Consider the following 1954-nt stretch of genomic DNA (forward strand, 5'->3'; position numbering starts at 1 on the left):
TCGCAAGCAACCGCACCAAACATGAGGAGACCGCTGAGTATAAATGGAGTTAGTTTTTTCATTTTTTCTTCCGCCTTGGAACTGCTAAAGGTTTGTGTTCCTGTGATGCCAAATTGAGACTGAGTTGGACTTTCTACAAATCGCTAAATGACTGACAAAATAAAGTAAAAGAGGCTAAAATTATCAAGTCAATTTCAGGTAGTTTTAGCTGAAATCAGATTTTTTAAAGCCTTCTGCGAGGTTTGTGTTGGCAGAATTTTGTCAGTCAATTGGCAGGCACTCGCTCGGACTAAAGAACTTCATCCCGACGATCGATGACAACTACGCGATCGTCTATACTGGCAACATTGTCTCGACGCTCAACAGTGGTAGTAGTAGTGTAGTCAGCGCGAGAAGTATCAACGCCTGAGTAATCGTAGACACCCCACTCCTCAATGCCTCGGCGATTGAGAATTGATTCGGCGCGGCGGATGTCATCTTCGCTACCATCTACTATTACTAAATAGCCGCCGCGAGACACGCGATCGCTATAAACTCTAGCTCTATCTTCTGGAATTCCCAAACCAATTAAGGCACCAATTAAGCCACCAGCAGCCGCACCAATTACACCGCCAGAAAGTGCAGTGGCTATAGCCGTTGCAGCTGCTCCTGCTAGCATAACAGGACCAATGCCAGGAATTGCTAATGCACCGAGACCGACAAGTAAGCCTGTTATCCCGCCCAATGCACCGCCTGCGATCGCACCTGTTTTAGCACCTTCGTCAGCGTTGGTATCATTGTCGATATCCCGCACATCACTGCCAGCAAAGCGATCGGCTTTGCCTGTATCTTTAGCAATTAGAGAAACTTTATCCATCGGAAAGCCAGAGTCTCTCAATTCTGTGAGAGCGTATTCTGCGTCTTGACGGTGAGAAAACACACCAACGGCGCGTCTGTTGTGACCTAGAGCCATTTTTCCTCCTTACGCAAGCTGTCGTGGGCACTAGCAAACTTGCTTAATTAAAAGACTGTTTTTTGATTTGTTCCAATTTCTACCTTCCTTTTTTTAGCAAAAATAAACATCCGCCCACAGGTGTAATACCTTCTCTATCAATGGAGAGATAATTGATTTGATATTGTTAAGATTATATGGTGATTTATTTGTGATAATACTTACAAAATTAATTTAATTTAAAATCCCCTAAAATACTGCTTATAGCGCTTGGTAATGGGCGTGAATTACAGGCTTTTTAGAGGCCGATCTGGCAAATAATTTATCAGTTATAAAACGGAGACAAAGGCTCTCAATTGCCCCTAAACAAATGTATTATATCAAGTCGCTTTGCCGTTATAATTAGGGCATTTTTCAATAAATTTCAAAATAGTTAGTGCTTGTTACGCTCTCGTTTGGGGGATATCGCTACAAGCAAATACACCAAATACAAGTACATCGCCAAATCGCAATGTAATTATATTTTTCGGATTTTTATCTTTACCAATTAGGCTTTTAGATAATTGCGATTTAACGGCGCTTAGGCAAGTGTCTAGCTAGCAACTGTCAGACTATCAAAACAATTACCGAAGCCAGAAACCTTAAGCCGATCCAGCGCTTCTGCCATCTGTTCAAATCTGGGAAATATACCGACAGCGCGTTTTTGTTGACCTAACATAATTTTCTTCTCCTTTCTTGTACAAGCCACATATACTCGTGTGCCAAAACTGCATAAACAATGATTTGATTTGTGCTTATATTTAATATTTCCGCGCTTTTAGTTAGACTCTTCATCGTTCTGTCGGTGTAAACGTGCATCTATCAATGGAGGGGCTAGGGAAAGTCAAAAGTCACTCATTCAAAAGTCAAAATTCCTCCCTCTTCCCTCTCCCTCTTCCCGACGCCCTAACCCCCAGTCGCTACTGATAGCGGAGATCGCGAACTAAAAGTTCGGTTATACTACCCTTGCTGGATGACGAATGC

At 42.5% G+C, this 1954-nt stretch carries 2 protein-coding genes; both read right to left on the reverse strand.

Translation table 11 applies throughout. From position 1 onward, the window contains the following. Positions 1–289: 289 nt before the first annotated feature. Complete coding sequence (locus H6S82_RS31255; protein WP_190464183.1) at positions 290–952, reverse strand: general stress protein; 663 nt, start codon at positions 950–952, stop codon at positions 290–292. A 571-nt stretch (positions 953–1523) separates the two neighbouring features. After that, positions 1524–1649, reverse strand: coding sequence for a hypothetical protein (locus H6S82_RS34240; protein ID WP_255512210.1), 126 nt, complete (start codon positions 1647–1649; stop codon positions 1524–1526). Between the last annotated feature and the right edge of the window lie 305 nt (positions 1650–1954).

Source organism: Planktothrix sp. FACHB-1355, assembly GCF_014748295.1.
Taxonomy (GTDB): domain Bacteria; phylum Cyanobacteriota; class Cyanobacteriia; order Cyanobacteriales; family Aerosakkonemataceae; genus Aerosakkonema; species Aerosakkonema funiforme_A.

Bases quoted from the DNA above. Each gene is read 5' to 3' on its own strand.
- H6S82_RS31255 (WP_190464183.1), bottom strand. From the start codon at position 952: ATGGCTCTAGGTCACAACAGACGCGCCGTTGGTGTGTTTTCTCACCGT.
- H6S82_RS34240 (WP_255512210.1), bottom strand. From the start codon at position 1,649: ATGTTAGGTCAACAAAAACGCGCTGTCGGTATATTTCCCAGATTTGAA.